Origin of the sequence: Acinetobacter sp. YH12211, from assembly GCF_013418015.1 — a bacterium.
Classification (GTDB): Bacteria; Pseudomonadota; Gammaproteobacteria; order Pseudomonadales; family Moraxellaceae; genus Acinetobacter; species Acinetobacter towneri.
In genome coordinates this window covers 63,270-90,164 of record NZ_VPCW01000003.1, presented here as the reverse complement: position 1 = coordinate 90,164, position 26,895 = coordinate 63,270, and the positions used below count along the sequence as shown (strand labels likewise).

Below are 26,895 nucleotides of genomic sequence, written 5' to 3'. Positions count from 1 at the left end.
GTGCAAACAAATCTGTTTTCCAGACAACCGCCATCTTTTCGCTCTTTTATCATTGCGGTCATTACTTGTTTGGTCATCCTGTTTTTTAACTGGCGTGTACCTCATGTAATTCAACCCGCACGTGATGTTTTGTATGCGGCATATAACCCAATTTATGCCCTTGCAAGCTATCCTGTATTGTCGCGAGAATGGCTAAGTCAACAAAGTAAGTCTGAGGCTCAATTGCGTCGTGAAAATACCGCGATGCAGGCAGAGCTATTACAGGCTCAAGTCCGTTTGCAAAAATTGTCTGAACTCTCTGCAGAAAATACCCGCCTGCGTGGTCTACTCGATACGCCTCTAATCATTGATGGACGCATGGAAATTGCTGAAGTAATTGGTACCGATGCCGATCCTTTGCGCCACATTATTGTGATTAACCGTGGTTCACAAAATCAGCTCAAAGTCGGGCAAACCGTTTTGGATGATAAAGGCATTATGGGGCAGATCATTGCTGTGTATCCACACAGTAGCCGTGTCATGTTGCTTTCTGACAAAGAACACTCACTTTCAGTGCGTTTGGAACATACAGGCATGCGAGCCATTGTGTCGGGTACGGGCGATTTAGGGCGTTTGAAAATGGAATATGTACCGACCAGTGCCAATATTCAGGTTGGAGAGAAAGTCTATAGCTCAGGCTTGGGCGAGCATTTCCCTGCAGGATATTTGGTTGGAAGCATTGCCAAAATCAGCCGACATAATTCTGGTGAGTTTGCACAAATTGATGTGATGCCTGCAGCACAATTGGCGGGTGGTCATCATGTGGTGGTGCTGTTCTCAGAATCTTTAGCGAAGGAGCAGCCAAATGCCAATCGCTAAAATTGGACAAACCCGACTCGGACAAAACAAGAATAAAGATCCACTATTTCCGATTATTTTTTCTGTAATTGCTGCATCTGTACTCATGGTGTATCCGCTGTCTTATACAGGCTCGGGTTGGCGACCATTGTTTATGTTGATGGTGACCTTGTTTTGGGTGCTTGGGCAACCAACTTGGTGTGGTATTTGGTTTGCCTTTGGTACAGGCTTGTTTGCAGACTTGCTCCTCGATGCACCTTTGGGCATGAATGCCCTAAGTTTTGTGGTGATTACTTTTGTGGCGCGTTTCCTGACTCGTGAGCGCCGTATTATGACGTTTGCGAATTTATGGGTCATTAGTGTAATCGCAATTTTGGCTCACCTCGCCCTGATTTGGGTGATGCAAGTCATGGGTGGGATTCAGTTCCCATTTGCCCGTCATTGGCAACCTTTGCTGAGTAGTATTTTGCTCTGGCCTGTGCTGTATTATTTCTTGCGAAAATGGCGCATTTAATTCTTGCCTCAAGTTCACCGCGCCGTCGGGAACTCCTGCAACAGCTTGGGCTGGAATTTGAAATTTACAGTCCAGACATCGATGAATCTATTTTAGCGGGCGAAGATGTTGCCGCGTATGTTGAGCGGTTGGCATGTGCCAAAGCCGATGCGGTTTTACGGCTATTTCCTGATGCTATTGTGATTGCTGCCGACACTAGTTTAGGGGTAGATGGGCAGATTTTGGGTAAGCCTGAGTCTAAGGCGCATGCCTTTGCCATTTGGTCACAACTCTCTGGTCGAAAACATGATGTTTTTTCAGGAGTTTGTGTGGGTACAAAACAGAAAAAATCCAGTATAGTGGTACGTACACAGGTTGAATTTCAATCGCTTAGCCTAGATGATATGGAAAGTTACTGGGCAACAGGTGAGCCCATTGGAAAAGCGGGTGCTTATGCAATTCAAGGCATCGCAGCACGTTATATTCCGCGTATTGAGGGCAGTTATAGCAATGTTGTTGGCTTGCCACTCTATGAAACCGTACAGTTATTACAGACAGTTAAGGCACTAAATTAACTGCCGCACAAAAATCTTTATAATGTTTTGAGTTTTATTATGTCTGACGAGTTGTTGATTAATGTCACACCGATGGAGTGTCGGGTGGCGTTAATTCAAAACGGCACGGTCAATGAACTATTCGTTGAACGTACCGCCAAGCGTGGTTTGGTGGGCAATATTTATAAAGGCAAAGTGGTGCGCGTGCTGCCAGGCATGCAAGCCGCTTTTGTCGATATTGGTTTATCGCGTACTGCTTTTTTGCATATCAATGACATGATTTGGCCGCGCAGCCAACCTACACCGAATGTCTTTGAATTATTGCAGCCTGGGCAAATTCTAACCGTGCAAGTGATGAAAGATATGCTCGGTACTAAAGGCGCACGACTGAGCACTGATCTTTCCATTCCTTCGCGTTATTTGGTTCTAATGCCGTATGGCAGTCATATTGGCGTATCACAACGCATTGAATCGAGTGAAGAACGTGAGCGTCTACGCGGGATCATTGAAACCATTCAGGCTGAGCATAAATTACCAGGCTCAGTGATTGTACGCACAGCAGCCGAAGGCGTCGATGAAGCGGCCTTAGTGCAAGATATGTGTTACTTGGCAAAATTGTGGGAATACATTCAGCGTAAACAAAAAAGCATTGCTGTGCCTTCTTTGATTTTTGAAGAGTTGCCGTTACCGCAACGCGTAATTCGTGATTTGGCGAATGATAACACCGCCAAAATTTATGTCGATTCTCGTGAAATTCACGCCAAATTAAAAGAATTTGTGGATGAGTTTGTGCCCAATATGCACAATCGCCTGATTCATTACCCAGGCGAGCGCCCACTGTTCGATTTATACAATGTCGAAGAAGATATTCAAAAAGCGTTGCAAACCCGTGTGGCATTAAAGTCAGGCGGTTATCTGATGATTGATCAGACCGAAGCCATGACCACCATTGATGTGAATACGGGTTCTTATGTCGGTGGTCGGACTTTAGAAGACACTGTTTTTAAAACCAATATGGAAGCGACACAGGTCATTGCCCGCCAGTTACGTTTGCGTAATTTGGGTGGCATCATCATTATCGACTTCATTGATATGCAAGAAGTACAGCATCGTGATGAAGTCTTGAGTCAGTTTGAGCGTATGCTTGAACGAGATCATGCCAAGACCAAAATTACCCAAGTGTCTGAACTGGGCTTGGTCGAGATGACCCGTAAACGCACCCGTGAATCATTAGAACATTTACTTTGTGAAGCCTGTCCAACTTGTCAGGGACGGGGATATGTCAAAACAGCAGAGTCAGTATGTTACGAAATTTTTCGAGAAATTTTAAGATACGCACGCGCATTTGAATCACAACGTGGCTTTACTGTCGTTGCGCACCCATCGGTGATTGACCGATTGTTAACTGCCGAAGCGCCAGCAGTGGCGGATTTAGAGCACTTTGTCAGCCGTGTGATTAAATTTCAGGTGGAAAATTTATATACGCAAGAGCAATACGATATCATTTTGAGCTGAAATTGTAACAGGATATCGCTAAACAGTTGTTACATCTGAAATTTTACTTTTTTGAGTGAATTCTCAATACTAAGCATACAGAGTAGCCAAAACCGAATATCTCCCTCGGTTTAGCAAATGAGGTATGTCATGGGTATGAGTAAAGTTGTGATTCAAAAGAGTTTAAAAGTATTAGATCGTAAAGTGACACATAACGGTTATATTGTGGATGAGCAAGGTAAAGAAACTCAAATTACCACTGCAATGGTTAGCGCAGTTTGTCAGCAATTATTAAAACAGTGTCGTAGTATTCAAAAATAAGGGGCATAAATTGCCCCTTAATTGATTGTAAAATCTATCCTTAACTCATTTTATGCGTCATATAACATATTGAGTGTTATATGAAATACAGGATAAAAACCCACTCAAATCTATTCCAAATATTGGGAAAGCCCTTCAGGTTGAAGGTGAAGATCGAGTGAGTTTTAGCAAGCCTTGTTCAAAGATCAATCTACAATTTTATTTACACCCTCAGGTGCATCAATAATCTGTTCAAAACGCTGAATTTCATCTTCCAAATGCTGTAATAAGTTTTGCATTTTTGGTAAGGCATGACGACATGCCGTTAAACCAACTTCCAGCTTATCTAAGTAACTGGTCATAGTGATATTCAAAGCTTGTCCATCTAGCACAATTGAAGCAGGATAGAGCGCATCTAGCTTCGCACCATTCCAATATAAAGGCTCACGTGGGCCTGGCACGTTAGAAATGACCAAGTTAAAGGCCTGACGCTTTGGCATAATGCCAGACAAAATATTGATGCCTGCAGCGCCATATACAAAGGCACTGTAGTTCATAATTTGATTGGCATTCATACGCTTAAAACGCTGTTTAGCATTTTGCACACTGCGACGTACAATTTTTAAACGCTCTAGCGGGTCTTCTTTGTGTGTACCCAAGTTAGCTAAAATCATGGTGATGCGGTTAGAAACTTCTGAATCATCATCACGAATAGACGCAGGCACCATTGCAATCAGGGGTTTTTTCGGCAGTGCGTATTGACCAAGTAAGTACTCACGTAGCGCACCTGAACAGATTGCAAGAACAACATCATTGATGGTCACACCCAATGATTTGGCAATACGATGCAAACGTGCAAATTCAAAAGATTGAGCGGCAAAACGACGTGATGCGCTTACACGCTGATTGAGAATACTGCTTGGTGCTTGGAAGCTAGAAACATAGTCAGGGTTGCGTCCCATGTCTTTGGCAACGGTTTGCGACACTTCATAGACTGCACGCGGAGTGGCTTCAACATGACCTTTGACCCCACCAAAAATTTTCTTTAAACGGCTCACTTTAGGTTCTTTTAGGCGTTTGGCGCGTGGCCCTTCAACACACCAAGGCGGCACAATGCTTTTTGCATTTTCATCGTGAGAGAGGGATTTTTCCACCAAACGCATGCCTGCAATACCATCCACCATGGCATGGTGAATTTTAAAAAACATTGCAAAGCGGTTGCCCTCAATACCTTCAATAATATGGCAAGTCCAGAGTGGTTTAGCACGATCAATCAGTGAGCTATGTTCTTGTGAAATATAGGTTAATAATTCACGAATACGCCCTGGTTTAGGCAAGGCAATATGACGGAAATGATGATCAAGATCGAATTCTTCATCTTCATCCCAAAACAAGCCATTCAGTTTGTTATTAAAAGGTGCGATTGGCATAGACTTAGATTCACGTATATCGGCAACTAAGTCTTGAATAAAACTGGCAGGTGCATGTTCTGGAATTTGAAATAGGAATAATCCACCCACATGCATGGGCTGTTGGCGTTTTTCTAATGATAAAAATATAAAATCAATAGGGTGTAATGGACGCATATTATGGATTGCCTCACTGCAATTTCTACGCCTGTTCTTTGCTGAACAGGCTTTTTAGAGTTATATAAGATTTAATTTCAGTATATCTTTTTTATCAAACAAATATAGTGGTTTTTGCGCCATCATCCGTCAATAAAAATCACCAGTGGGTCTGTGATTTTTATTGACCTTAACTAGGAGATTATTTTAGATTCCCTGCATGCAAACCACATTCTTTGTGGGTGGCTTCTTCCCACCACCAACGGCCTTCACGTTCATGTTGGTTTGGCAATACAGGTCGGGTGCATGGTTCGCAGCCAATCGAAATAAAACCTTTTTCATGCAAGCGGTTGTATGGAATTTCCATCATACGAATATAATTCCAAACATCACTGCTTGACCAGTTCGCTAGTGGATTGTATTTGATTAATTGTTTCCCTGGGCCTGAAAAACCTGCATCGGCTTGCACCACAGGAATATCCTGACGTGTGCCAGGACTTTGATCTTTACGCTGTCCTGTAATCCAACCATCCAGCGTTGCTAATTTTTTACGCAGCGGTTGAACCTTGCGAATACCGCAACATTCTTGATGGCCATCTTCAAAGAAACTGAACAAGCCTTTTTGCTGTACCAGTTGTTGCGTAGCTTCGGTTTCAGGAAAGCAAATTTCGATCTCAATATTATAATATTTGCGTACAGTTTCTAAAAATTGATAGGTTTCAGGATGCAAACGTCCTGTATCTAAACTAAATACACGAAATGGCAAACCTAAATTAGACGCCATATCAATCAGTACCACATCTTCTGCGCCAGAAAAAGAAATTGCAACTTCACCCTGCTGGTTCAAAGCAAGTTTTAAAATCTCGCTAGGCGATTTGTCTGCATATTCGGTTGCGAGTGCATCAACGATATCTATAGTTGGAATGGTGGTCATTATATGTTCCTAGCATTCGGCTTGGAGAAGCTAATCTTACTGAATTAAGCGCTTATTTTAATAGAATTGTCAAAACTCTATTATCACTAAAAAATAAATGCTTATGAACTAAATAGATTTAAAAAAGAACAAGGCAAAAACCGAATCTTCGGCTATGATAGTGAAAATTTTTATTGGTATTTTGGGAGAACCCATGGAAATCGTATGTCTTGATCTTGAAGGTGTGTTAGTTCCAGAAATTTGGATCAACTTTGCTAAAAAAACTGGCATTAAAGAACTTGAAGCAACTACACGTGATATTCCTGACTACGATGTGTTGATGACTCAGCGTTTAAATATTCTAAAACAGCATGGCTTGGGCTTAAATGATATTCAGGCCGTGATTGCAGACATGGGGCCATTCCCTGGCGCGAAAGAGTTTGTAGAGTGGGTGAGTACACACTTCCAATTGATTATTCTTTCAGACACGTTCTATGAATTTGCACATCCGTTGATGAAGCAATTGGGCTGGCCAACAATTTTCTGCCACAAGTTAGAATCAGATGAAAATGGCATGATTACCGCTTATAAATTGCGTCAACCAGACCAAAAACGTCAAGCCGTTAAAGCCTTACACGGTTTAAATTTCCGTGTAATTGCTGCAGGCGATTCATATAACGATACCACAATGCTAGGTGAAGCGGATCATGGTTTCTTATTTGATGCACCTGAGAATGTGATTGCAGAATTCCCACAATTCCCTGCAATTCATGGTTATGAAGCATTAAAAGAAGCAATTCGTGGTGCTTCGGTACGTGATATTCCAGCTTAATCTGAAGCTGAGTACAACAAAGGGCATCATTTGATGCCCTTTGTTTTTATGCGATATTAACAGTGTATTGATTTAGAAGCGGTAGCCGATTTTTAGACCATAACCCAAAGCATAATTGTCTTCAAATTCACCAACGTCTGTTGTACCCGTACGTGCAGTGGCATCACCCAACCAGAAGTATTTTACGCCAGCTTGAATAAAATAATTTTCCGCAGGGCTATATTGACCACCTAAACCTACGCTCCAGAAGCCTTCAACAGGGCCTAAAGTAGTTACAGGGTTACCTGCACCAGAATCCCAACCTACAGATGCAGAACCAGACCATTTGCTAGTAAATTTATGACCTACACCAACGGTTGCAGAAATTTGATCATCTGAATAGTCAATTAAATTTTGAGCTTTACCTTTAGCGAGTTTACTAGCACTTGCTAAAGCTGCTGGGCTTACGGCAAACTGATCCCAATGTACCCAACGTAGATTAGCAAAAGCTAAAGTATCTTTTGCAATACCTGTTTGGAAATCAAGGTTCACAGATTGTGGTGTAACCACTTCTGTTTGGCTTGTCATAGAACGTAGATCAATACCGTATGATGGAATATAAACATTTGAAGTTTCTGAAGTATCTAATTCATGTTTAATTTCAGAGCGATACGTGATCGCTGCTTTTAGAGCAATTTCAGGGATTTGGTAAGCTGCACCAGCTAACCAACCAAATGCATCGTCTTCTTTCAGGTCAATGTTGTAGCCAGAAAGTAATAAGTAGGCTGTACCGCGTAAAGATACATTACCTTTAACTGTTTGATAAACAGGACCTGCGTAGAAATTCCAGTTTTCTGTAGGTTGGTAACCAATTAAAGCTGAAAGATTGTGTGTTTCTACTTCTACTTGGGTTGCTTCACCATTCGCGCCAAAAACTAGATTATTTGAAGGGTAGAGAGATTCGGCGCCAAATGGTTGGTCATATAAAAGACCTATAGAAATGTGTTCAGTTGCTTGTACTTTAATCGCAGCAGAAGGGAAATAATAATCTTCTGCCATATCGTTAACTTTCAATTGATTAGATTGAACTTTGGGATCTAAAACTGAAATACCTGCTTCTGCATAATTACCCGGTTGTAAAAATGCAGCAATAGATTGACCAGAACGGTCTAAACCAGCAGCAAGCGCAGGTGTAAGTGGGAGAGTACTAAGTAAAATAGCCGAATAAATTTTATTGAGCTTCATGGCCGTTCCCTGATGCTTTATGTAACAAAAAGTGCAGGAAAAGTAACATATTTAAAAAAAGAGTAAATGCTCGACTTCGCAGAATAAATGAACTGAATAAGTTATAAATTGTACTTGATTAGAGTAAATATACTATTAATTAATTTTAATTCATTGAATTTTATTGAATAATTTTTTGGATGGATGTTCGGGTAAGTATAAGTTTGATTGTTTTAAATTTGAACATTTGGTTAACACTTGTATAAAAACTGGGAGTTTTAAGTGTAAAAAAGCCACCCTGAAGGGCGGCTCCTTTAAAAAAATAAAAGATTAGAAACGGTAACCCATTTTTAAGCCATAACCTAAAGCATGGTTATCTTCAAATTGTGCCACAGAGTTTCCTGTACCAAACATTGATGCAGGTTGAGCTTTAGCATCACCTAACCAGAAGTACTTCACACCACCAGCGATAAAGTAGTTTGCAGCAGGTGAGAATTGTAGACCTAGGCCAACGTTCCAGTAACCTTCAGTTGGACCTAAAGTTGAAACAGGGTTGCCTGCACCTGAATCCCAACCTACAGAGACATTACCTGCCCATTTTTCATTAAATTTACGGCCTACACCTACAGTAGCTGACCATTGATCATCTGTATAACCCACTAAGTCAAAACCATTTGGATTATCTGGGGTTAAGCCTGCGGCACCTAAAGCTTCTGAAACTGTACCAAACTGTTCAGGACGAATTGAAAAATCTTCCCAGTTTACCCAGCGCAAATTAGCAAAAGCGACTGTGTCAGCCATGATACCAGTTTGGAAATCAAGGTTTACAGATTGTGGAGTTGTAATTTTGGTAGTAGTGTTTTCGTTATATACCGCACCTGGTCCAGGAACTAAACCAGTTAAAATTAAGCTTGTACCATATTCATTCGTTGCTGCTTCGTGATCAATTTCAGAGCGATACGTTAAAGATGCTTTTAATGCGATTTCAGGAATTTGGTAAGCTAAACCTGCAATCCAGCCTACTGCAGAATCTTCCTTCATATCTGCATTATATTGGCCTAATGCAATAGTAGAACCGTATGCAGTACCACGTAGTTGAACATTCCCTTTAACGGTCTGGTATACCGCACCACCATATAGATTCCAGTTTTCAGTTGGTTGGAAACCTAATAGGAACGTTAAATTTTCGGTTGTAACTTCTACTTCAGTTGCTTCTTGGCCATCATGGAATAAGCCCTGTCCAGCAAATAATGCAGCTGGAAGCCCCAAGCCTGCTAATGCTGGGTTTGCTCCAGCATCACCAACTGAATAGGCTGCATCAGCACCAAAAGGTTGATCGTATAAAAGACCCACTGATAATTTATCAGCTACTTGAAACTTTAATGCTGCACTTGGGAAGTAATAATCTTCGCCCATGTCTGATAGAGAGGTATTCTCAAGACCAGCTAAAGCTGCAGGAATAGCAGCGTTAGGTGTATAACCTGCATTAGCTTTACCAGATACAGATGGATCTAAAACAGAAATACCTGCTTCAAAATAGTTACCAGGTTGTAGGAAGGCTGCAATAGATTGGCCTGAACGATCTAGTGCTGCTGCAAATGCGCCTGTCATTGGTACAGTTGCTAAAATCATTGCTGTGCTAAGTGCTTTTAATTTCATTATTCATTTCCCTTGGGCTATAAAGTCTTTTATGACAGTTTTTGTTGATGCTTTAAGCTTTCGTTGAGAATGATTTCAGCTTGTATCCACCGAGATCATTTGTTACTCCATGTGACAAAAATATCACAATTAAAATAAGAGTAAATGCTCTAGGAAAAACTAATTAGTTTAAAAATTAAGCTGAATAGAGTATTTGTTCTAATTGGCGTGGGTTTTTGGCTTGTTAGTGATTGAAATTAAATAATAAAATTTAAAAATCAATCTCTTGTTTAAATGTTTTTAATTGGTTAAAAAAAATACTTTTTTATCTAAACTCATTTTGTTGCAAGGCATATTTTGCAACAAAATGGGGTGCATTAACGTGTGGTTTTTCCAAGCTTTGCCAAAAGAATGACAGGAATCAGCCCAACCAATACAATTAGTAAAGCTGCTACTGCGCCATCTTCATAAGTGCCCCTAGAGGCTTCTGCATATAGTTGGGTAGCGAGTGTTTCCATATTTAAGGGACGGAGCAACAAAGTAGCAGGCAGCTCTTTCATGCAATCTACAAAAATTAATAAAGCTGCAGAAATAATAGCAGGGCGTAATAATGGTAGGTGTACACGCCACAACAATGCAAAGTTGTTTTGCCCTAAATTGCGTGCAGCATCATCAAAAACACCATGAATACGGTTATAACCTGACTCAATGCCGCCCACCGAAATAGCTAAAAAACGCACAGCATAAGCATAAATAAGGGTAAAACTAGTACCGAGAAATAATAAACCAGTGTGTATCCCCAATTTAAATTCTAAAAAGTCGGCAATGGCATGATCAATTTTGCCCAAAGCCAGCATGAGACCAATGGCTAAAACAGTTCCTGGAATGGCATAACCTAAACTGGCAATACGGCTAAACCAAGTGTGTTTACTAAAACGTGCCGCACTGACAATAAAGAAACCAATCAAAATAGTTACCACAGTTGCAAGACTGGCAAGGATTAGTGTGTTGATTGAGGCTTGTAATAGGAAATCTGAAAAGCCTGCATATTGAATGCGTTTATAAGATTCTACAAGTAAGTGACTGGTGGGAATTAAAAAACCAATACAAACAGGAATTAAGCCCAAACCTAGTAACACAAGCGCTTTAAGCCCTTTGACCGATTGTGCAGGCATTAAGCGGCTGCGTTGAGCCGAGTTCATATAGCGCTGTTTACGTCGTCCTAAACGCTCTACTAACACCAATAAAGTAATAATCATCAACATGAAAATGGCAATTTGTGCGGCACTGGCTAAATCGGACTGATTGGTCCAGGTTGAATAAATCGACAAAGTTAAGGTTTTAATGCCTAAAAATTCTGTTGCACCAATATCATTAATGGTTTCCATTAAAACCAGACTAGTACCCACAGCAATCGCAGGACGTGCCAGTGGAATTGCAACACGTAAAAACACTTGATCGGGTTTTAATCCTAATGAACGAGCAACCTCAATTAAACTGGCCGATTGCATCAGAAACATTGCACGGGTGCTTAAATACACATACGGATACAGCACAAAACTGAGTAAGAAGATGCCGCCCCAAACAGTACGGATATTAGGAAACCAAAACTGTTGTAATTCTAAATTAAACCAATCACGCAGGATGCTTTGCACAGGACCAATGGGGTGCAAAATGTCGATATAACTATACGCAATAATATAAGTTGGTACGGCTAAAGGCAGCAGTAAGGCCCAATCTAAAAATGCACGACCTCGGAATTGATACGCTGTTACAATCCATGCGCTGCCTGTACCAATCAGGATGGTGAGAATCCCCACACCCAACAATAAAATCCCTGTTTCTGCCAACGTGTGTGGAATTACATAACGCAGCAGATGCCCCCAAATTTCGCTATCACCTTGTAATGCTGTCCAAATTAAAGTGAGCACAGGTAAACAGGCGAGTAGCGTCAATAACCCACTGAGCGAAAATAAAAAATTAAATTTATTTTTAAGCATTGCAATAGAGGTACTAAATAAGGGGAGGGAACAGCTGAGCATCTTACAGTGCAAAGCGCTGCACTGTAAGACAAAAGCAGAAAATTTTAGCGGTTAAACTGGACTTTATCGACCAATAAGTTGGCGGCTTTACGGTGACGTGCAATATCGCTTAAACGAATTGAATCAATATTCAGTTTGCCAAAACTAGCAATAATCGGGTCAATTTTTACCCCAGGTTTGACAGGGTATTCAAAGCCGTTTTGTGCATAGATGGCTTGCGCATGATCCGAGGCTAAAAACTCGAGCAGCTGTACCGCTTCTTTACGGTTTGGTGCATGTTTAGAAACCACTGCACCCGATACGTTGACATGCGTTCCACCATTTTTAAAACGTGGTAACACAACATTAATCGCATTGCCCCAGCGCTTTTGTTCCGTATCACCTGTACGCATCGTGCCGACATAATAGGTGTTGGCAACGCCAATATCACAAATTTTACCTAAAATATCACGTGCCACATCACGGTCACCACCGCTGGCTGGGCGAGCTAAATTGGCTTTCACACCACGCAACCAAGTTTCGGCTTGTTTTTCACCATGATGGGCAATATAAGCCGCAATTAAAGCAGTGTTATATGGATGGTTGCCTGAGCGAATACAGATTTTATTTTTCCATTTTGGATTGGCTAAATCTTCATAAGTAATCGCATTAAGCGGTGTACGGTCTTTAGAGGCATAGACGGCACGTGCACGCATCGACAAGGCATACCAATGACCATTGGCAGCACGTAAATTGGCAGGAATTGCACTATTTAAGGTTTTAGAACTCACGCGCTGAGTTAGACCACTTTCAACTAAATCAACCAAATTCCCAAAATCTACAGTCAACATAACGTCGGCAGGCGAGCGACGGCCTTCCGCTTTCACACGTTCTAATAAACCATCTTTAATAAAAACCGTATTCACTTTTACCCCAGTTTTTTGGGTAAATTCAGTCAATAAAGTTTGAATGAGTACAGGTTCACGTGTGGTGTATAAATTGACTTCCGCTGCTTGTGCGACACTTGCACCAAATGCAAGTAAACCTGTAACAAGCAATGATAGTTTCGACAATGGTTTCATACAGTATTCCTAATTAAAAATTTAAACCTGAACAGCAGCTTGAGTAGAAGATGAAGCAGTGGGTGATTGTTCATCAGACGCCAAGAAATAACAGCTGTTTAAATCGACAGAAACATAGATTTGTTCAGCGGGCTGAATATCTTGAAGATGGCTGACTTGTGCCAAAAGAGTGAGATCGTGATCGCGTAGTTTTAGACGCAGTTGTTGCGCATGGCCCATAAAACTTGATGACACAATGCTTGCTGGCAATGCATTTTCACTTGGTGTTTGGCTGACACGCAATTGATGCGGACGGAAGCAGCAAACCAGTGAATCTTGAGCGGTGGTATGTTCTGGTAAATCAATTTTGCCAAATACTGTATGAATTTCTTGATGATTGATTTGCACTGGGATTTCATTCAATGCTGAAAAATAACGTGCAGCAAACAAGGTTTTAGGCTGTAAATAAAGTTGTTTCGGTGAACCAATTTGAATAATTTGACCTTGATGCATCAAAATAATTTGATCGGCAATTTGCAGTGCTTCTTCTGGGTCATGTGTCACGATAACCGTAGTCGTTTCAGTTTGCTTGAGCAGTTGAATGGTGTTTTGACGAATTTGATCACGCAGACGATGATCCAAATTTGAAAAAGGTTCATCCATCAACAAAACTTGCGGTTCTGGTGCTAAGGCACGTGCTAAGGCAACGCGTTGTTGTTCGCCGCCTGAAAGTGTATATGGGTAGCTATCTTGATGATGCAACATGGAAACATGCGCTAAAGCTTGTTTGGCAATGGTTTCCCGCTGCGCTTTGGGAAATTTCTTTAAGCCAAACATAACATTGTCTAACACACTTAAATGTGGGAAAAGTGCATAATCCTGAAACACTAAACCAATATTGCGTGCTTCCGCAGGAATCTGTGCTTGCTCACTCCACAAGGTATTTTGTTCCAGTTGGATTGTGCCGCTGCTTGGTGTTTCCAAGCCTGCAATCAGACGTAGCATTGTGGTTTTGCCGCAGCCTGAATGACCTAATAAACACACAATTTGTCCACTCATCGCTGACCATGTTGCTTGTTGCACTGCAAAACGCGAACCAAACTTTTTACTGAGCTGTTGGATCGTCAAGACATTGGCAGGTTGAGCAGCGTACGCATTCATAGTTTATTCACACGACAAATTTTGTGCTCAAATGATAACTAAGAACTCTTCTCATGTAGAGTCTTTTTATCATTTAGAATGTAAATGATTAGAATGTAAATGATGTAGCTTTTGCTACAAAAAAGTTGAAATATCAACTGAAAAGAATGGGTTGGAATTTAAATTATTTTAAGTGCAGCACTTTATTTATGGGCTATTAAAAGGGGGGCTTAAAAGCAAAAAGTTACTGCCGAAGCAATAACTTTTTAATTTTTAGAAATCTGTACTATGCGTACTATGCAAATTAAGGTTTTTTCGCATTAAGCACTCTAAATAAAATGTACATCAAGACCACCCATAGAGGAATCATAATGACTGATTCTTTAAAGCCTTGTGTCCACATAATATAAAGTACCACTGCAATAAACGCTAAAACCAAATAGTTGCTGAATGGTGACCAGAGTGCAGGGAATTTGGTTGGAATCGCTAATTTTTTCAGTGTGCTGGTAAATTTGAGGTGAGTCAAACTGATCATCGCCCAGTTTAAAACCAATGCACCCACAACAATATACATGAGGTGGCTTAAAGCTTCTTCAGGTACAAAGTAGTTCAACAATACACAGCCGAAAATTAATACCGCAGAGAATAATACTGCTGGAATTGGCACACCTTGTTTATTCACTTTTAGGAAAATTTTTGGTGCGTTACCTTGTTTGGCCAAACCAAACAGCATACGGCTGTTGGCATACATCCCACTGTTATACACAGAAAGTGCCGCAGTCAAAATCACGAAATTCAGTAAGTGCGCTGCCCATTCGATGCCCATTTGACTAAAAATCATTACGAATGGACTTTTATCTAAACCACCTAAATCTAACTGATTCCAAGGCACTAAAGACAATAGAATGGTGAGTGAACCGATATAGAAAATTAGAATACGGAACACCACTTGGTTAATGGCTTTAGGAATGGTTTTTTCAGGATCTTGCGCTTCTGCGGCAGCCATACCAATCAACTCAATGCCGCCAAAGGCAAACATGAGGAATGCAAGCATGAAGAACAGACCTTCAAAGCCATTCGGGAAGAACCCCCCATGCGCCCAAAGGTTGCTGAATGATGCGGTTGAATTGGCATCTGCAGAAAGTAAGAGATATAAACCAAACACAATCATCGAAACCACAGCAGCGACTTTAATGATTGCTAGCCAGAATTCTGACTCACCATAGAACTTTACATTGCCCAAGTTAATAATGGTAATCACAATGAAAAAGAACAATGCCGAAGTCCAAGCAGGAATATGCGGCCACCAGTAGTTAATATATTTGGCAACTGCGGTGAGTTCTGCCATTGCCACCAAAATATACAAAATCCAGTAGTTCCAACCTGCTAAAAAGCCAGGGAATTTACCTGCATATTTATAGGCAAAGTGACTGAATGATCCTGCAACGGGCTCATGAACAATCATTTCCCCCAATTGGCGCATAATTAAAAATGCAATAAGACCACCAATGGCGTAACCCAAAATAATAGAAGGGCCAGCAGATTGGATGACCTGCGCGGAACCTAAGAATAAGCCTGTACCAATTGCGCCACCCATGGCAATCAATTGAATATGGCGGTTCTTTAAGCCACGCTGAAGTTGTGAAGACTCGTTGTTCAAAGTATTCAGCCCGACAATGAAAAAGTGACAAGATTGTAATAGATCAAATTTCATTAGCCTAGTAGCTATACATTTATGAATTAAATTTATGCAAATTATAAAAATAAGTTTAGTTGGTTTTTATTTTAAAAATTAGCGTAATCAATATATTAATTTTATTTTTGTCTTATAAATCAAGATGACTGACTAGGGTAAATTTTACCAAATGTTGTTTTTTTATACTTAAGTCAAGACCACGATACCTTTTGAATAAAAACCGTTATCATGCAAAAGGGTCTTTTTATATTGACCATAACAATCAAAAACAAGGGAATAAAATTCATGCGTTTTGCACCACAAGTTAAAATTCCAGCGACTTATATGCGCGGAGGTACCAGTAAAGGCGTATTTTTTAAACTTGATGATTTACCTGCAGCAGCACAGCAGCCAGGCAAAATTAGAGATCAAATTTTATTGCGCGTCATTGGCAGTCCAGACCCTTATGCCAAGCAAATTGATGGAATGGGCGGTGCAAGCTCAAGTACCAGTAAAACCGTAATTTTAGCCAAAAGCACTCAACTCGATCACGATGTCGATTATTTGTTTGGGCAAGTTTCGATTGATCAGCCATTTGTCGATTGGAGTGGCAACTGCGGTAACTTAACAGCTGCAGTCGGTGCATTTGCGATCAGCAATGGCTTGGTCGATGCCAGTAAAATTCCAGAAAATGGCATTTGTACCGTACGCATTTGGCAAAAAAATATTGAAAAAACCATTATCGCGCATGTGCCTGTGACGCATGGTCAGGTGCAGGAAACGGGTGATTTTGAGTTGGATGGCGTGACTTTTCCTGCCGCAGAAGTACAAATTGAATTTTTAGACCCTGCCGATGATGGCGAAGAAGGTGGGGCAATGTTCCCCACTGGAAATGTGGTGGATACTTTGCATGTGCCAGATATTGGTACATTCCAAGCGACCTTTATTAATGCGGGTATTCCAACAATTTTCCTAAATGCAGAAGAAATTGGTTATACAGGCACAGAACTGCAAGATGCAATCAATGGTGATGCACAAGCTTTGGCACGTTTTGAAACCATTCGTGCTTATGGCGCTAAACAAATGGGACTAATTCAGGAAATTGCCGAAGCTGAAAAACGCCAACATACGCCAAAAATTGCCTTTGTTTCTGCGCCAAAAAGTTATGTATCTTCAAGTGGTAAACAAATTCAGGCTGAAGATACCGATTTATTGGTACGTGCATTGTCGATGGGTAAATTACACCATGCCATGATGGGCACAGCAGCAGTCGCGATTGGTACAGCTGCAGCCATTCCGGGAACATTGGTCAACTTGGCTGCGGGCGGGGGTGAGCGTGAAGCTGTACGTTTTGGACATCCATCAGGTACGCTTCGTGTGGGTGCGCAAGCCGTGCAGGAAAATGGACAATGGCAAGTCAAAAAAGCTGTGATGAGCCGTAGTGCACGTGTATTAATGGAAGGTTGGGTGCGTGTACCTGCGGAAACATTAGAATAAGTTTTGCTGTCGAACAGACCCTAATTAACTAAATGCAGCCTCTATTTCGATAGGGGCTTATTTATGGCTGAAATGTTATATCAGTTCAGTTAAGGCTTAAAAAACTTTGAATTACAGGTACAATGCTGCAACACAGGCAGCTTACTGCTTATTAGACATGAACCAACAACTCGAGGCGAATGTGTCATCACTTCACGATTTACAGGCGCATGCATTAACCGCAGCCCAACAACGTATTCAGCAAGACTTGCTTACCGCTTTAGAGGCTTTTGCATTGCCAGAACCGTTAAAGTCTGCCGTGCATCATGCCGTCATGTTGGGTGGTAAGCGTGTGCGTCCAGCTTTGTGTTATGCCACAGCTGCGTTAAGACCTAATCAGAACTATGCGGCAGTACGCCGTGCTGCAGTTGCAATTGAGCTGATTCATTGCTATTCACTGGCACATGACGATTTACCATGTATGGATAATGACTTGTTGCGTCGTGGGCAGCCCACTTGCCATGCAGCGTATGGTGAAGATACAGCATTGTTGGCAGGCGATATTTTACAGTCGATGGCATTTGAGGTTTTAGGCAGCCGTTTGTTTGATCAGGCTGTTGCAGTAGATCAAGGCATTGTGCTCAAACAGATGCAAATTTTAGCCACCGCTTCTTCAAAAATGGTCTGTGGTCAGGTTTTAGACTTGCAGTCTGAAGGTAAACAGGTGGATCAGGCGACTTTGGAAAATATCCACCGTAATAAAACAGGGGCGTTAATTTCTGCAGCGGTGATGATGGCAGCTGTGACCGTGTTTGATGGACGAGATAAAGCGATTCCGCAATTGCGTGAATATGCACAGGCGATTGGTTTAGCCTTTCAGGTACAAGACGATATTTTAGATATTATTTCGGATACTGAAGTGTTAGGTAAAACTGCGGGGAAAGATGAACAAGTTGAAAAGTCGACCTATCCTGCACTCATGGGCTTGGAAAAAGCACAGGCTTATGCACAAGAATTGCACGATCAAGCCTTTGCTGCATTGGCATATTTTAAAACTGATACCGTCTTAGAGTTACAGCAGATTTCAGAGTTTTTATTGTCACGTAAAAGCTAAATTATTTTAGATGTGGTTCTTGTGATAATAAATACTCAAAAGCGAGCAGATGCTCGCTTTTTTGTGCTTTATGAAAGTGTTAGCTGTTTTAAGCGACACACTTTAATGCAGATTCTATACGGCTTTATTCTTGCAGCGTTGCATCAGGTGGCAAAATTACTTTGCCTTGTTTTAAGCTGTCTAAAGCCTCACGGTTAAAATCTACCAATAAAGAATTGTTTTGTGGATCAATCGCATAACGGCTAATTAATTTTTGATCGCCTTGTAAGGTTTCAAGGCGGTATTCATCTGCAATATTCATAATGCCGTCTAAATTAATGGTGGCAGATGCTTTGTCTTGGCGAAATAATTCGTAAATATCACGCAGGTCAAAAATTGCATTTTGTGCGTCAGGATGTTTTTCAAAATAATTTTGCAAATGACGAATAAATAATTGCGCAAACATAAAGTAATTTGGTTTGTGGGTATAGTCTAAGCTCATGTGTTTACTCCTTATTATTCAAATTTTTAATGCTTACTAGGAATAGCACACTCTGAGTGAAAAATTAAAGAAACTCAGGGCTTAAGTTGCAAAAACTACACAAACTTTTGTACGGCTTAAACTAAGCTGAAACCTGAAGTTGCGATGATCTCTCTATAAATTTAAAAACTTTGCAACGAACCGCTCAATTGGTGTTTTGGAAAAAATAATCACAACTGACTTATCTATTTGTTAAAGCGATTAAGAGCCCTACGGAGTAGTGGAATTCTAAAATATCAAGTATTTGAATAAAAAATCATCCGAAAGACTAAGACTTATGAACTAGCAAGTGAAATCATAAATCAGGTACAATTGGCGTGATTAATTTTGTGTTTGGTGTATTTGAAGGCCAATACATACATTCTTTGTTAATAAATAGGCCTGCCAGGAGTTATCCCCGCATGAGTGCCATTACTCCATACGAATGGGCAATTATTGCCTTCGTGATCGGCGTTACATTTTTATGCGTCTTTATGCTGACCGTTCCTTTACTCCTTGGGGGTAAATCATGGGGGCGTGCGAAGCAAGAGCAGTTTGAGTCGGGTGTTGTAGGTGCTGGTGGAGCACGTATCCGCTTATCTGCAAAGTTCTATTTGGTTGCAATTTTCTTCGTTGTTTTCGACTTAGAAGCACTTTATCTATACGCATGGGCAGCTTCTGTTCGTGAAGTAGGTTGGGTGGGCTTTGCAACGGCTGCTGTATTTATTTTAGTTTTACTCGTTGGCTTAATTTATGAATTATCAACTGGTGCGCTGAACTGGGCTCCATCTGATAAGCGTAAAGCAGCAGGGATTAAACCTAAAATTGGTTCGCCAAATATGGATCTTGCAGAAATCACACGCTTTAACTCAATTGAAGAATTGGTAACGGACCCTACCGGTCAAATTCCAGCTCAATCCTCTGGTCGTGTAAAAAAATCTGCGACTACCTCATCTGACAAGGAGTAACTCGGGATGAAATATACCTTAACCCGTGCGAATCCCGATGCTGATCAATATCCACTTCAAGAGCGTCAGATCGTAACCGATCCGCTTGAAGAAGAAGTGAATAAAAATGTGTTCATGACTCGTTTAGAGGACTTGGCACATACAGCAGTAAACTGGGGACGTAAGAACTCAGTTTGGCCGTTTAACTTTGGTACATCGTGCTGCTACGTAGAGTATGCGACGACCTTAACAGGTGTGCATGACTTGTCACGTTTTGGTGCAGAGGTTATTCGTGCTTCACCGCGTCAGGCAGACTTGATGATTGTTGCAGGTACGTGTTTTGTGAAAATGGCACCTGTAATTCAGCGTTTGTACGAGCAAATGCTTGAGCCTAAATGGGTAATCTCAATGGGCGCATGTGCAAACTCAGGTGGTATGTACGACATTTATTCAGTTGTGCAAGGTGTGGATAAAATCATTCCTGTGGATGTGTACATTCCGGGTTGCCCACCACGTCCTGAAGCATTAATCCAAGCATTAATGTTATTACAAGACCAAATTCAATTAGAGCGTCGTCCGTTGTCTGCGGTGATTGGTGATGATCTTAAGCCAGTATATAAGCCGAAGATGATGCCAGAACGTGACCGTAAGAATGCACAGCGTATTGCGGTGAAAAACTTACGCTCTATGGATGAAATTAAATAATTTAAACGTACAAATATTGATGCACCCGACGGGTGTAGTTGTCGTTTAGGTTGACTGAATTTGTATTAAATAGGAAGCCAAGCCAATGGCTGAAACTGACATTGCTATGCCAGAATCAACAGCAGTTGATTCACGCCCAGCATTTGCAATTGTAGAAGAGCTCAAAACCAAATTTGGTGAGAACTTCTACGTGCAAACGACTTTTGAAGATTTTCCAACAGTCTGGGTTGAGCGCGCACGTGTACAAGAAGTTTTAATGTTCTTGCGTACAGTGTCACGTCCATACGTGATGTTGTTCGACTTGTCTGCGGTAGATGAGCGTTTGCGTACTCACCGCGATGGTCTACCTGCGTCTGACTTTACTGTGTTCTATCACTTGTTATCGCTTGAGCGTAACACGGACATTCGTATTAAAGTTGCGTTGAATGAGAGCGATCTCAACATTCCAACAGCAACCAACATTTGGCCAAATGCCAACTGGTACGAGCGTGAAGCTTACGATATGTTTGGTATCAACTTCGAAGGGCATCCAATGCTTCGTCGTATCTTGTTGCCAACATACTGGGAAGGTCACCCGTTACGCAAAGAGTATTCTGCACGTGCAACGGAATATACACCGTATATGCAGAACCAAGCCAAACAAGACTTCGAGCAAGAACACCTTCGCTTTGTGCCTGAAGATTGGGGCTTAAAGCGCGGTAATAAAGACGAAGACTTCATGTTCCTGAACTTGGGTCCTAACCACCCATCTGCGCACGGTGCGTTCCGTGTAATTTTGCAGTTGGATGGTGAAGAAGTGAAAGACTGTGTGCCAGATATCGGCTATCACCACCGTGGTGTGGAAAAGATGGCTGAACGTCAAACTTGGCATTCATTCATTCCGTATACTGACCGTGTGGACTATTTGGGTGGTTGTGCGCAAAACATGCCGTATGTCATGGGTGTGGAACAACTGGCAGGCATTACTGTGCCAGACCGCGCACAATGTATCCGTGTCATGATGTCGGAATTGTTCCGTATCAATAACCACTTATTGTTCATTGGTACTGCAATTCAGGATGCGGGCGGTATGACCCCTGTATTCTATATGTTCGCAGACCGTCAAAAAATCTACGATGCGATTGAAGCTATTACGGGTTACCGTATGCATCCAGCATGGTTCCGTATCGGTGGTACCGCACACGACTTACCAAACAACTGGCAACACCTGATTCGTGAAATCTTAGAGTGGATGCCAAAACGTATGAACGAATACTACACTGCGGCATTACGCAACTCGGTATTCATGGGTCGTACGCAAGGCGTAGCGCAGTATGATGCGAAATCTGCCTTGGCTTGGGGTGTGACAGGTACTGGTTTACGTGCAACAGGTATCGACTTTGACGTGCGTAAATACCGTCCATACAGTGGTTATGAAAACTATGACTTCGAAGTACCTGTAGAGTACGAAGGCGATGCTTACGCACGTGTACTGGTTCACTTCCGTGAAATCGAAGAGTCATTGAAAATCATCAAACAATGTCTAGATAACATGCCATCTGGTCCATATAAAGCAGACCATCCATTGGCTGTTCCACCACCAAAAGACAAGACATTACAAGATATTGAAACCCTGATTACGCACTTCTTAAGCGTGTCTTGGGGTCCTGTAATGCCTGCTGGTGAAGCATCTGTAATGGCAGAAGTGGTGAAAGGTGCATCGAATTACTACTTGACTTCAGATAAGTCAACGATGAGTTACCGTACCCGTATTCGTACACCAACTTTCACGCATTTACAGCAAATGCCTTCTGTGATTAACGGCAGTCTGGTATCTGACTTAATCATTTATTTAGCGACCATTGATGTCGTAATGGCAGACGTGGATCGCTAAGGGGTAAACGCATTATGATGATTTTGACTGATAAAAAGCCACGTGTGAATGTTGAAGGGATTTTGACTGCGGAAGAAATCCATGAAATTGAACATCACATTGGTCATTATCCGTACCCACGTGCAGCATCTTTAGATGCCTTGAAGTGTGTACAGCGCCGTAATGGCTGGGTAGATGATGCGCAGTTAAATGCGATTGCACAGCTTCTAACCATCAGCGTTGCTGATTTAGAAGGTGTTGCAACATTCTATAACCGTATTTATCGCCAGCCTGTAGGTCGTCACGTGATTTTATTGTGTGACTCGATTGCATGCTTCCTGATGGGTGCAGAAACACTTGCAGAAGCATTCCAGCGTGAATTAGGCATTCAGTTTGGTCAAACGACTGCAGATGGTCGTTTCACGTTATTGCCAATTTGCTGTTTAGGAAATTGCGATAAGGGCCCAACCTTGATGATTGATGAAGATACTCACGGTTTAGTTGAGGTGACATCGGTGCAACAGTTATTGGAGAAGTATGTATGAATACCGAACCAAGACCAATTTATGGTGACGGTAACCCAGAAACGCATCCATTAACTTGGCGTTTAAGCAAGCAAGAGCACGTGCGTAATGCAGATGATTACGAAGCACTAGAAGGTTATGCAGGCTTTAAGAAAGCGATTTCTATGCCGCCTAAAGATGTGCTTGAAGTCATTAAAGCTGCGACAGTAAAAGGTCGTGGTGGTGCAGGCTTCCCAGCAGGGATCAAATGGTCACTGATGGCGCCAAACGACAATTCAGGTCCACGTTACCTGATTTGTAATGCCGATGAGATGGAACCGGGTACTTTCAAAGACCGTTTGTTGATGGAAAAACTTCCACACCAACTGATTGAAGGTATGCTGATTGCTGCGTACACGCTTGAAGCAACCCACGGCTATATCTTTATCCGTGGCGAATACATCGAAGCTGCACAGTACTTAAATGAAGCGATTGAGCAAATTCGTGCCAAAGGTTATTTGGGCGAAAACATTTTAGGTACTAACTGGGGCTTTGAACTATACGTGCACACGGGCGCAGGCCGTTATATCTGTGGTGAAGAAACCGCATTGATTAACTCGCTTGAAGGTCGTCGTGCTAACCCACGTACTAAACCACCATTCCCGCAAGTTGCAGGGGCATGGGGTCGTCCAACGATTGTCAACAACGTAGAAACCTATAACAACTTACCTGCAATCATGTTGCGTGGTGCAGAGTGGTATATCGGTTTATCTGCAGGTAAATCGAAAGACCCTGGCACAAAAATTTACGGTGCTTCTGGTAAGGTGAAATTCCCAGGTCTATGGGAGCTTCCATTTGGTACGACTGCACGTGAAGTAATTGAAGACTATGCGGGTGGCATGCGTGATGGCTTGAAGCTAAAAGCATGGTTACCGGGTGGTGCATCTACCGACTTCTTGGCAGCAGAACACATTGACTTGCCAATGGATGCAGAAAGCATCATGAAGGCAGGTTCACGTTTAGGTACGTGTTTGCTTATGGTGGTCGATGAAACCCAGTGTATGGTTTCTGCAACCCGTAACTTAGAAGAATTCTTTGCGCGCGAATCATGTGGTTTCTGTACCCCATGTCGTGATGGTTTACCGTGGGCTGTAAAAGCACTCAAAGCAATTGAAAATGGCGAAGGGAAAGAAGAAGACATTCAACATCTTCAAGAACTCACCAAAAAATTGTGGATTGGTAAGACCTTCTGTGCTCACGCACCAGGTGCGATGGAGCCATTAATGGGCGCACTCAAATATTTCCGTGGCGAGTTTGAAGCAAAAGTGGCAAATAGCCGTCCTGCTGCTCAAGCTAGCAACGTAGAACAAGCTTAAGGAATTCGACTATGGCTACAATTCATGTCGATGGAAAATCGTACGAAGTCAATGGCTCGGAAAACTTGCTGCAAGCATGTTTGAGCCTTGGGATCGACATTCCGTACTTTTGTTGGCATCCATCCTTAGGTTCTGTCGGTTCTTGCCGTCAATGTGCCGTGACCCAATATGCGAACCCTGAAGATACTCGTGGTCGCTTGGTGATGTCATGTATGACACCTGCTGCTGACAATACCTATATCTCGATTGAAGACAAGGAAGCAACTGAGTTCCGTGCTTCAATTGTAGAGTTCTTGATGACCAACCACCCACACGACTGTCCAGTCTGTGAAGAAGGTGGTCACTGTCATTTACAAGATATGACTGTAATGACACAGCACGATCGTCGTCGTTACCGCTTTACTAAACGTACTCACTATAACCAAGAGCTTGGTTCGTTCATCGCGCATGAAATGAACCGTTGTATCGCGTGTTATCGTTGCGTGCGTTACTACAAAGACTATGCAGGCGGTACAGACTTTGGTGTCTATGCCAACGCATCACGTGTTTACTTTGGTCGTCCTGAATCGGGTACTTTGGAATCTGAATTCTCAGGTAACTTGACTGAAGTCTGTCCAACAGGTGTATTCACCGACAAAACTCACTCTGCGCGTTATAACCGTAAGTGGGACATGCAGTATGCGCCTAGCGTATGCCAAGGCTGTTCTTCAGGTTGTAACATCTCTCCGGGTGAGCGTTATGGCGAATTGCGTCGTGTAGAAAACCGCTTTAACGGTGAAGTCAACCAATACTTCCTATGCGATAAAGGTCGTTTCGGTACAGGTTACGTGAACCGTGAAGATCGTCCACGTCAGCCACAGTTCCGTAACGGTGCGAGCGTAGAAACCGTTTCTGTAGATACTGCTCTTGATACGATTATTGCCAAAGTTCAAGGCAAAAAAGTTTTGGGTATTGGTTCACCGCGTGCATCGCTTGAATCAAACTTTGCTTTGCGTGAGTTGGTGGGTCAAGACAACTACTCAACAGGTTTATCGCAAAAAGAGCAAAACTTGGTTGAACTTGCTGCTTCAATCATGCAAACCGAAGGAATTTATAACCCAGGTATGCGTGAAATTGAAGACTACGATGCTGTGTTAATTTTGGGTGAAGATTTAACTCAAACTGCACCACGTATGGCGTTGTCTGTTCGTCAAGCGGCGAAAAACAAAGCCAAAGAAATGGCAGCAGAGCGTCGTACGCCAGACTGGTTGGCTGAGCCTGTGCAACGTATTGCGCAAGATGCAAAATCACCAATTTACATTTTGGCTGCAACGCAAACTCGTTTAGCCGATGTCGCAACAGGTGAAGTGGTTGCTTCTCCAAATGATATCGCACGTTTAGGTTTTGCTATTGCTGCTGCGGTTGCTGGTGAAGTGATCACAGGTTTAGATGACGATGCGAAAGCATTTGCACAAACCATTGCTGACACGTTAAAAGCTGCGAAAAAACCATTGGTGATTTCAGGTACAAGCTTACAAGACGCTGCCATTATGGAAGCGGCTGCACAAGTGGCACAAAACTTGGGTGAAAACGCAGGTTTAAGCTTAACTGTGCCAGAAGTGAACTCAATGGGCTTGGCTATTTTTGGTGGTCAAAGCTTAGAGCAAGCATTTGCGCAAGATTACGATGCTGTGATTGTGGTTGAAAATGACTTATACCGTCGTTTACCTGCAGCACAAGTTGATGCAGCTTTAGCGAAAGCACAAGATGTCATTGTGTTAGATCATGCTGAAACTGCAACTGTGCAAAAAGCCAACATCGTACTTTCTGCAGCAAGCTTCGCGGAAGGTGATGGTACGGTGGTGAGTCAGGAAGGTCGTGCACAACGCTTCTTCCAGGTTTATGACCCAAGCTACTACAAACCTGAATTGGCGATTAAGGAATCTTGGCGCTGGTTACACGCACTTGAAACAGGCTTAAAAGGCAAAGCAATTGCTTGGACTGTTTTAGATGACGTGATTGAATCTGTAGCGAAGAATGTTCCAGCACTTGAAGCAATTCAAGATGTTGCACCAGATGCAGGCTTCCGTGTGCATGGTTTAAAAGTTGCGCGTGAACCACGTCGTTACTCAGGTCGTACCGCTATGCGTGCACCGCTATCCATTCACGAACCGAAACAACCTGTCGATGTAGATTCAGCATTAACATTCTCTATGGAAGGTTATGTGGGTAATCAAACGCCAGCGGCACTTGTACCATTTGCTTGGTCTGCAGGTTGGAACTCGCCACAAGCTTGGAACAAATTCCAAGACAACGTGGGTGGTCACTTAAAAGGGGGTGACTCAGGTATTCGTTTATTCGACCGTTTGGCGAAACGTCCTGCACGTAGCTATGTTGCACCTGCACCAGTACTTGCTAATCCAGACAGCTTCCGTTTAATTCCAATGCATCACATTTTTGCATCGGGGGAATTTACGGTGAAAACTCCTGCAATGGAATCACGTATTCCTGAAGCAGTATTTGCTGTAGGTACGCAGGATGCGCAGCGTTTGAATCTACAAGATGGTCAAACAATTACTGTACAAGCAGGCGAAACATCTATCGTGTTGCCAGTACAAGTGATTGAATATTTACCTACAGGTTATATTGGCTACCCAATTGGTCTTGCACCAACGGTATCTCTTGCAGAGCCTGTTTCAGTCGCGGTAGGAGTGTAAT

23 protein-coding genes are annotated in these 26,895 nt (G+C 42.2%); 14 read left to right on the top strand and 9 right to left on the bottom strand.

Going from position 1 to position 26,895, the window contains the following annotated elements:
- The 5 genes from mreC (at position 1) to FTU98_RS02480 (ending at position 3,699) form a co-directional block, all read left to right on the top strand.
- Positions 1-858 carry a rod shape-determining protein MreC gene (gene mreC / locus FTU98_RS02500; RefSeq protein ID WP_167846190.1) on the top strand — a complete coding sequence of 286 codons (858 nt, stop codon included), beginning with the start codon at positions 1-3 and terminating at the stop codon, positions 856-858.
- Positions 845-1,351: a rod shape-determining protein MreD gene (mreD, locus tag FTU98_RS02495; RefSeq protein ID WP_154320436.1), complete on the top strand. Its 507-nt coding sequence runs from the start codon at positions 845-847 to the stop codon at positions 1,349-1,351. The genes mreC and mreD overlap by 14 nt, the downstream gene beginning before the upstream one ends.
- On the top strand, positions 1,339-1,905 hold the full coding sequence (locus FTU98_RS02490) for a Maf-like protein (RefSeq protein WP_180050303.1): 567 nt from the start codon (positions 1,339-1,341) through the stop codon (positions 1,903-1,905). Before mreD ends, FTU98_RS02490 begins: the two co-directional genes overlap by 13 nt.
- Positions 1,906-1,944: 39 nt before the next feature.
- A complete protein-coding gene (rng, locus tag FTU98_RS02485) occupies positions 1,945-3,399 on the top strand; it encodes a ribonuclease G (protein WP_104852376.1) in 1,455 nt (484 codons plus the stop codon).
- Between the two features lie 129 nt (positions 3,400-3,528).
- Positions 3,529-3,699 (top strand): PA1571 family protein, encoded by a 171-nt coding sequence (locus FTU98_RS02480; RefSeq protein WP_180050300.1) that lies wholly within the window; start codon positions 3,529-3,531, stop codon positions 3,697-3,699.
- Between the two features lie 185 nt (positions 3,700-3,884).
- Here the strand turns inward: FTU98_RS02480 and FTU98_RS02475 are convergent, their stop codons facing one another.
- Both FTU98_RS02475 and FTU98_RS02470 read right to left on the bottom strand, forming a co-directional pair.
- Entirely contained in the window at positions 3,885-5,264 is a 1,380-nt protein-coding gene (locus FTU98_RS02475; protein ID WP_168419207.1) for a wax ester/triacylglycerol synthase family O-acyltransferase, read from the bottom strand.
- A gap of 181 nt (positions 5,265-5,445) precedes the next feature.
- The gene (locus tag FTU98_RS02470) at positions 5,446-6,177 is read right to left on the bottom strand and encodes a phosphoadenylyl-sulfate reductase (protein WP_180050297.1); all 732 of its coding nucleotides are present in this window, start codon (positions 6,175-6,177) and stop codon (positions 5,446-5,448) included.
- Between the two features lie 193 nt (positions 6,178-6,370).
- Here FTU98_RS02470 and thrH point away from each other — a divergent pair, with 193 nt between their 5' ends.
- Positions 6,371-6,988 carry a bifunctional phosphoserine phosphatase/homoserine phosphotransferase ThrH gene (thrH, locus tag FTU98_RS02465; protein WP_004975426.1) on the top strand — a complete coding sequence of 206 codons (618 nt, stop codon included), beginning with the start codon at positions 6,371-6,373 and terminating at the stop codon, positions 6,986-6,988.
- A 72-nt stretch (positions 6,989-7,060) separates the two neighbouring features.
- On the opposite strand, the gene FTU98_RS02460 is transcribed toward thrH, so the two are convergent.
- From FTU98_RS02460 to FTU98_RS02435, 6 genes are all read right to left on the bottom strand, one after another.
- Positions 7,061-8,212, bottom strand: a complete 1,152-nt coding sequence (locus FTU98_RS02460; RefSeq protein ID WP_180050294.1) for an OmpP1/FadL family transporter — start codon at positions 8,210-8,212, stop codon at positions 7,061-7,063.
- Between the two features lie 309 nt (positions 8,213-8,521).
- Positions 8,522-9,850, bottom strand: a complete 1,329-nt coding sequence (locus FTU98_RS02455) for an OmpP1/FadL family transporter (protein ID WP_179994120.1) — start codon at positions 9,848-9,850, stop codon at positions 8,522-8,524.
- Between the two features lie 356 nt (positions 9,851-10,206).
- The gene (locus FTU98_RS02450) at positions 10,207-11,829 is read right to left on the bottom strand and encodes an iron ABC transporter permease (RefSeq protein WP_180050291.1); all 1,623 of its coding nucleotides are present in this window, start codon (positions 11,827-11,829) and stop codon (positions 10,207-10,209) included.
- A gap of 86 nt (positions 11,830-11,915) precedes the next feature.
- On the bottom strand, positions 11,916-12,932 hold the full coding sequence (locus FTU98_RS02445) for an extracellular solute-binding protein (RefSeq protein ID WP_179989368.1): 1,017 nt from the start codon (positions 12,930-12,932) through the stop codon (positions 11,916-11,918).
- A 21-nt stretch (positions 12,933-12,953) separates the two neighbouring features.
- Positions 12,954-14,072 (bottom strand): ABC transporter ATP-binding protein, encoded by a 1,119-nt coding sequence (locus tag FTU98_RS02440; RefSeq protein WP_180050289.1) that lies wholly within the window; start codon positions 14,070-14,072, stop codon positions 12,954-12,956.
- 283 nt (positions 14,073-14,355) lie between these two features.
- Positions 14,356-15,711: an amino acid permease gene (locus FTU98_RS02435; RefSeq protein ID WP_178867000.1), complete on the bottom strand. Its 1,356-nt coding sequence runs from the start codon at positions 15,709-15,711 to the stop codon at positions 14,356-14,358.
- Between the two features lie 321 nt (positions 15,712-16,032).
- Between FTU98_RS02435 and prpF the strand changes: the two genes are divergently transcribed.
- On the top strand, positions 16,033-17,223 hold the full coding sequence (gene prpF / locus FTU98_RS02430) for a 2-methylaconitate cis-trans isomerase PrpF (protein WP_179996966.1): 1,191 nt from the start codon (positions 16,033-16,035) through the stop codon (positions 17,221-17,223).
- A gap of 157 nt (positions 17,224-17,380) precedes the next feature.
- On the top strand, positions 17,381-18,316 hold the full coding sequence (locus tag FTU98_RS02425; RefSeq protein WP_179996967.1) for a polyprenyl synthetase family protein: 936 nt from the start codon (positions 17,381-17,383) through the stop codon (positions 18,314-18,316).
- Positions 18,317-18,440: 124 nt separating this feature from the next.
- Here FTU98_RS02425 and FTU98_RS02420 read toward each other — a convergent pair whose 3' ends face one another.
- Positions 18,441-18,797, bottom strand: a complete 357-nt coding sequence (locus FTU98_RS02420) for a hypothetical protein (RefSeq protein WP_004975444.1) — start codon at positions 18,795-18,797, stop codon at positions 18,441-18,443.
- 440 nt (positions 18,798-19,237) lie between these two features.
- Here FTU98_RS02420 and ndhC point away from each other — a divergent pair, with 440 nt between their 5' ends.
- The 6 genes from ndhC to nuoG all read left to right on the top strand — a co-directional run bounded on the left by ndhC (position 19,238) and on the right by nuoG (position 26,894).
- Complete coding sequence (gene ndhC / locus FTU98_RS02415) at positions 19,238-19,783, top strand: NADH-quinone oxidoreductase subunit A (protein ID WP_004975445.1); 546 nt, start codon at positions 19,238-19,240, stop codon at positions 19,781-19,783.
- 6 nt (positions 19,784-19,789) lie between these two features.
- Complete coding sequence (locus FTU98_RS02410) at positions 19,790-20,467, top strand: NADH-quinone oxidoreductase subunit B family protein (protein WP_004975447.1); 678 nt, start codon at positions 19,790-19,792, stop codon at positions 20,465-20,467.
- Between the two features lie 85 nt (positions 20,468-20,552).
- Entirely contained in the window at positions 20,553-22,340 is a 1,788-nt protein-coding gene (gene nuoC / locus FTU98_RS02405; RefSeq protein ID WP_004975450.1) for an NADH-quinone oxidoreductase subunit C/D, read from the top strand.
- A 14-nt stretch (positions 22,341-22,354) separates the two neighbouring features.
- Positions 22,355-22,864, top strand: a complete 510-nt coding sequence (nuoE, locus tag FTU98_RS02400; protein WP_004975451.1) for an NADH-quinone oxidoreductase subunit NuoE — start codon at positions 22,355-22,357, stop codon at positions 22,862-22,864.
- Positions 22,861-24,198 (top strand): NADH-quinone oxidoreductase subunit NuoF, encoded by a 1,338-nt coding sequence (nuoF, locus tag FTU98_RS02395; RefSeq protein WP_004975453.1) that lies wholly within the window; start codon positions 22,861-22,863, stop codon positions 24,196-24,198. Before nuoE ends, nuoF begins: the two co-directional genes overlap by 4 nt.
- Before the next feature lie 11 nt (positions 24,199-24,209).
- A complete protein-coding gene (gene nuoG / locus FTU98_RS02390; protein WP_180050286.1) occupies positions 24,210-26,894 on the top strand; it encodes an NADH-quinone oxidoreductase subunit NuoG in 2,685 nt (894 codons plus the stop codon).
- Position 26,895 lies beyond the last annotated feature (1 nt).